Source organism: Arsukibacterium sp., assembly GCF_036735525.1.
Classification (GTDB): Bacteria; Pseudomonadota; Gammaproteobacteria; order Enterobacterales; family Alteromonadaceae; genus Alishewanella.
Map to the genome: position 1 here is coordinate 1 of NZ_DAINOE010000138.1, position 4,523 is coordinate 4,523.

General features: G+C 53.2%; 6 protein-coding genes. 5 read left to right on the top strand and 1 reads right to left on the bottom strand.

From position 1 onward, the window contains the following. A partial coding sequence (locus tag V7D78_RS17425) for a glycosyltransferase N-terminal domain-containing protein (protein ID WP_442886679.1) occupies window positions 1-180 on the bottom strand: 180 nt, incomplete at its 3' end. Here V7D78_RS17425 and V7D78_RS16130 point away from each other — a divergent pair. From V7D78_RS16130 to V7D78_RS16150, 5 genes are all read left to right on the top strand, one after another. Further along, complete coding sequence (locus tag V7D78_RS16130) at window positions 127-573, top strand: YhdP family protein (RefSeq protein ID WP_442886681.1); 447 nt, start codon at window positions 127-129, stop codon at window positions 571-573. The two genes, V7D78_RS17425 and V7D78_RS16130, sit on opposite strands and share 54 nt — an antisense overlap. Continuing rightward, a complete protein-coding gene (locus tag V7D78_RS16135; RefSeq protein ID WP_333609482.1) occupies window positions 545-1,414 on the top strand; it encodes a carbon-nitrogen hydrolase family protein in 870 nt (289 codons plus the stop codon). Before V7D78_RS16130 ends, V7D78_RS16135 begins: the two co-directional genes overlap by 29 nt. Then, window positions 1,411-2,850, top strand: a complete 1,440-nt coding sequence (gene tldD / locus V7D78_RS16140) for a metalloprotease TldD (protein WP_333609483.1) — start codon at window positions 1,411-1,413, stop codon at window positions 2,848-2,850. The genes V7D78_RS16135 and tldD overlap by 4 nt, the downstream gene beginning before the upstream one ends. Window positions 2,851-3,007: 157 nt before the next feature. Next, a complete protein-coding gene (locus V7D78_RS16145) occupies window positions 3,008-4,000 on the top strand; it encodes a branched-chain amino acid aminotransferase (RefSeq protein ID WP_333609484.1) in 993 nt (330 codons plus the stop codon). Window positions 4,001-4,110: 110 nt separating this feature from the next. Then, the coding region (locus V7D78_RS16150) for a PH domain-containing protein (RefSeq protein ID WP_333609485.1) at window positions 4,111-4,523 on the top strand (413 nt) is incomplete at its 3' end.

A 4,523-nucleotide genomic window follows, 5' to 3' on the forward strand; every position in this document is an offset into this window, starting at 1 on the left:
ATCGGCAGGTTCCTGCACGCAGATCGTATCCAACTGATTAAACAGGGCGGCGGCAAACGGCCTGACCAGTTGGTAGCGGCGTTCCGAGCGCGCCGAAAGCCGGGCGTTCACAAGAATTTTCGGGATGTGTTTGGCAAAGGCTTTTTTTACAACCGCATGCATGGCAGCGTCAGCCTGCATCAGGGGGTGGCACAAACCAGTGATGTGCAAATGGATGGCGTGCCTGGTAATTTAACCATTCAGGGCTATGCCGATTTGGTCAATCGAGAATTAGATTATCAAATGGCATTTGCGCCAAAAGTGACCTCCAGCTTACCGGTGATTATTGCCTGGATGGTTAACCCGGCAACTGGCCTGGCAGCGTTGGCACTGGATGAAATGTTTCAATCGGCCGAAGTGATTTCTCGCATCAATTTTACGCTGACAGGCTCTTTTGATAAACCGGTAGTGACCGAAGTGAACCGCCACAGTAAACAGGTACCGGTGCCAGTGCGGGTGGCGCAACCAGAGCAACAGAATCGCGAGCAGCAACAGCTGGAGCAAGATGACAAAAAACCACTTCCACAAAGCTGAATGGCGTTTAAGTGCCATTCAACTGAACAGTAAGCCTGAGCCTGAGCACAATTTTCAGCAAGTGACGCATTGCTTGGCGCAATTACCTAAAGCAGAACAACACCTGGTGCTGTTGCCGGAATGCTTTGCCGTATTTGGCGGCGCCGAAGGCTTGCAACGCCAGCATCAGGAGCCACTGGGGCTTGGCCCTTTACAGCAACGTCCTTTACAACAACGCTGTGCGGAGTTAGCCAGACAATATGGCGTCTATTTGTTGGCGGGCAGTATGCCAACCTGCACTGCTGATCCGACGCGCTTTGCTGCCAGCAGCTTGCTGTTTGGCCCGGATGGCCAGCTGCTGGCTGATTATCAGAAGCTGCATTTATTTGATGTCGAGCTGACTGACAGCACTGGCAGTTATCGGGAATCGGCTAGTACCCAAGCCGGCACTAAGCTTAGCTTATACCAGCAGCATAGCCTGAAACTGGGCCTGGCGATATGTTATGATGTGCGCTTTGCTGGCATGATGCAGGCGTTGGCGCAACAAGGCATGAATATTCTGTCTGTGCCCTCGGCCTTTACCGCGCTAACCGGCGAAGCGCACTGGCATAGCTTACTCAGGGCCAGAGCCATTGAAAATCAATGTTTTGTGTTGGCGGCCAATCAAACCGGCCAGCATGCTAATGGCCGCCAGACTTACGGCCACAGCCTGATTATTGACCCCTGGGGCAGGGTGCTGGCTGATGCCGGCACTGAACCAGGCTGGATATCCACCGTAGTGGATTTAACCGACTGCGAGCGACTGGCCCAGACCATGCCGGTAAAGCTGCATAACCGTTTTAACAGTGAGCTAAAAGCATGAATGCCGTAGAACAGAATCTAATTAGTGCCTCTGACTTAACCGCCGCGGATTTGCATAATACGCTGGGCTATTTATTTAACCACCAGCTCGATTTTGCCGATCTATATTTCCAGTCCAGCGTGCATGAATCCTGGGTGCTGGAAGATGGTCTGGTGAAGGAAGGCTCATTTAATATTGAACGTGGCGTGGGTGTGCGGGCCATCAGCGGCGAAAAAACCGGTTTTGCCTATGCCGACAGTATTACGCTTAGTGCTTTACAACAGGCCGCGACCGCGGCACGCGGTATTGCCAGCCATGGTCAGCAGGGGCAAGTGCAGGTTTTCAGCAAAAGCAGTAACAGCCAGATTTACTTACCCTGCGAGCCACTGCAAAGCCTTAGCAATACCGACAAGGTGGCGCTGCTGCACCAGATAGAGGCCTTTATCCGCAGCCTTGACAGCCGCGCAGAGCAGGTGATGGTCAGTTTAACCGGCGTTTATGAAGAAATTCTGGTGGCGGCCAGTGATGGCACCTACGCCACTGATATCCGGCCGTTAATCCGCTTAAACTGCTCAGTGCTGCTGGAGCAAAACGGCCGGCGCGAGCGCGGCAGCAGTGGTGGCGGTGGCCGCCGTGATTATGGTTACTTTTTTGAGTTGCAAGACAATGCCCCGCGCTGGCAGTTTTATGCCCGCGAAGCGGTGCGCATGGCCCAGGTTAACCTGCAGGCCGTCGATGCCCCGGCTGGCACTATGCCGGTAGTGCTGGGCGCAGGCTGGCCCGGTGTACTGTTACATGAAGCAGTCGGCCATGGCCTGGAGGGCGATTTTAACCGCAAGGGCTCTTCTACCTTCAGTGGCAAGATTGGTCAGCAGGTGGCCTCACCACTGTGTACCATAGTGGATGATGGTACCCTCAGTCATCGTCGCGGTTCGCTGAATATTGATGATGAAGGTGTGCCCAGTCAGTGCAATGTATTGATAGAAAACGGCATTTTAAAAGGCTACATTCAGGATAAGCACAATGCCATGTTAATGGGCGTACCACCAACCGGTAATGGCCGGCGTGAATCCTTTGCCCATTTGCCAATGCCAAGAATGACCAATACTTATATGCTGGCCGGTGACAGTAGCCCGGCCGATATTATTGCCAGTGTGAAGCGCGGCATTTATGCGCCTAATTTTGGTGGCGGCCAGGTAGATATCACCTCGGGTAAGTTTGTGTTTTCTGCCTCAGAAGCCTATCTGATTGAAGATGGCAAAATCACCACGCCGATTAAAGGCGCTACGCTGATTGGTAATGGTCCGGCTGCCATGCAGCAGGTGTCTATGGTGGGTAACGATTTACAACTGGATGCCGGTGTCGGTGTGTGTGGTAAGCAAGGTCAGAGCGTACCGGTTGGAGTAGGTCAGCCCACCCTGAAACTGGATGCGATGACAGTGGGTGGCACTCAATAACCCTTTAGGTTGTTGCTCAGTAACAGGTTGGGCTTGTCGCCGTTGCGCGCTGCCCTTACACTGTCGCCATTACATTTTTGCCGACGTATTGCCCCTAAACTTTACGCTTAGTGTTTATTAGCCTGCCTCGTGGCAGGCGCTTTAACAGGAACAGATTATGGCCGCCTTTGGTACCGTTTTTATGCCGCAAATGGCATTAGCCCGCTTTGAAAACTCACAATGGTCAGCGCCACAGCTGGTCGCATCAGACAGTATCACGCTGCATCCGGGCGCTCATGTGCTGCACTATGCCAGCACCTGTTTTGAAGGTTTAAAAGCTTTTCGTCATGCTGATGGCTCAGTTCATTTATTCCGTATGGACCGCAACGTGGCACGGCTGGGGCAAAGCAGCAAGCTGTTGTCGCTGCCGCCCGTCGATGGCGCTATGCTGCAGCAGATGATTATTGATGTGGTGCGGCATTTTGCGGCTGATGTACCAGAAGGCCCGGGCTCTATGTATATCCGGCCAACCCATATTGGCACAGAGCCGGCCATTGGCAAGGCGGCGGCACCTACTGCCAGCTCTATGTTGTATGTGTTGTTATCACCAGTGGGTGATTACTTTGCCGGAGGTGCTAAGCCACTGCGCTTATTGCTAGAAGACAACGCCCGCTGTGCCAGCCATATGGGTATGGTAAAAAGTGGCGGCAACTATGCCAGCGCCTTACAGCCTATTTTAAAAGCCCGCGCCAGCGTGCAGGCTGATCAGGTGTTATTTTGCCCGGGTGGCGATGTGCAGGAAACCGGTGCAGCCAATTTCCTGTTAATTGATGGCAACGAAATCATCACCAAGGCGCTGGACAGCTCCTTTTTACATGGTGTCACCCGTGACAGTATTTTAACGCTGGCCCGAGAGCATGGCCTGACCGTATCAGAGCGCGAGCTAACGGTGACTGAACTGTTAGAGCGGGCCGCCAAGCCAGGCGCAGAAGCGGCGTTGTCTGGTACTGCTGCAGTACTGACTCCGGTAGGCACTCTTATTCATGATGGCAAAGAACATCAGGTGGGCAACGGCCAGCCAGGTGCCACTACGTTAAAACTGCGCCAGGCACTGAATGATGTGCAGTGGGGCAAGGCGGCAGACACACACGGCTGGCTCACCCGCGTTTAATATCATCCTTTTAAGCAGCATTAGCCCCAACCGTGCTAATGCTGCTTGCCCGCTAAGTGTTGTAAGCTATTATCATTATTCATTTTTTAAATTAGTGATGGGGTGGCCGCATGTCCAGTGACATTTTTAGCAACTTACCGCTGTCATTAGCGCAACAGCCGCCGTTAGAGCAACTGAGCTGGCAGGGGCTGGCGCCGCGCTATTTAAGCCTGAATATGTGGCTGCATCTTGGCACTACCCTGCTGTTTACCCTGGTCTGGCTAACTGTGTATTGGCAACCCTGGTGGCCGCTCAGTGCCTCCTTATCGCCACTAGTGCTGTGGGGCGGCATAGTGTTGTCGGTGTATGGCCTGTGGCGCAGCGCTTATTGTTATCTGGCATTTCCACGTAAAGCCTATGCCTTACGCCAACATGATCTGAGTTTTCGCAGTGGTCTGATTTTTCAGCGTTGTGTTACCCAACCTATGTTACGAATTCAGCATATTGAGATAAAGCGCGGCCCGTTAGAGCGGCAAGCCGGTCT

Coding starts and splice junctions, on each gene's coding strand:
- V7D78_RS16135 (WP_333609482.1), top strand. CDS start 545: ATGACAAAAAACCACTTCCACAAAGCTGAATGGCGTTTAAGTGCCATT.
- tldD (WP_333609483.1), top strand. CDS start 1,411: ATGAATGCCGTAGAACAGAATCTAATTAGTGCCTCTGACTTAACCGCC.
- V7D78_RS16145 (WP_333609484.1), top strand. CDS start 3,008: ATGGCCGCCTTTGGTACCGTTTTTATGCCGCAAATGGCATTAGCCCGC.